The following is a 591-nucleotide window of genomic DNA, read 5'->3' as shown; positions in this document are numbered from 1 at the left end:
CATGCCGGTCGGCTGCCTGGCGTTGCGCAGCCTGTCTCAGCCGCAATCCGCCTCTTAGGCTCGCTCCAGCTGGACGAGGTCCAGCCCGTCTCCCAGCTCGCGGCGCGCCGCCTCGACCAGGCTCATCTGGTGGGTAAAGAGTACCGTCTGGAATTTTTCGCCGGCCGCGGCGAGCGTCCGGATGCCCGCTGCGGTCCGCTCGTCGTCAAAGGTCTGGAAGATGTCGTCGAGGATCAGCGGCGCCGGCTCGTTGCGGCTGCAATAGTCCTCCAGGAAGGCGAGCCGCAACGCCAGATAGAGCTGATCGCCAGTACCTTCGCTCAGGCCGGGAAGCCTCACCTGCTCGCCGGTACTGCGTTCGACCGCGAGCTGCAGCTCGTCGCGCTCGTCATAGACTTGGACAAGGCGCGAAAAACGGCCGCCGGTGAGATCGGCAAAGACCCGCCCTGCCCGCTGCATGACCGGATCGGCCTGGCGTTCGCGATAGGCTTCCATGGAGCTCGCCAGAAGGCCGGCGGCGAGCTTCAGCACCACCCAGCGCCGCGCCAGCTCCTTGGCTTCCGCTTCGGCGGCGAGCTTCTGGAAGACGGC

Annotated in this window: 1 protein-coding gene; it reads right to left on the bottom strand. The window is 67.0% G+C overall.

Annotated features, from left to right (window positions below; genetic code table 11):
• Positions 1-54: 54 nt before the first annotated feature.
• Positions 55-591, bottom strand: a 537-nt coding sequence (locus MOV61_RS30165) for an ATP-binding protein (RefSeq protein WP_408962448.1), incomplete at its 5' end; no start/stop codon positions are given.

This window comes from Neorhizobium sp. BETTINA12A, from assembly GCF_023006485.1.
GTDB lineage: Bacteria > Pseudomonadota > Alphaproteobacteria > Rhizobiales > Rhizobiaceae > Neorhizobium.
This window is presented reverse-complemented; position numbering and strand designations above follow the sequence as displayed.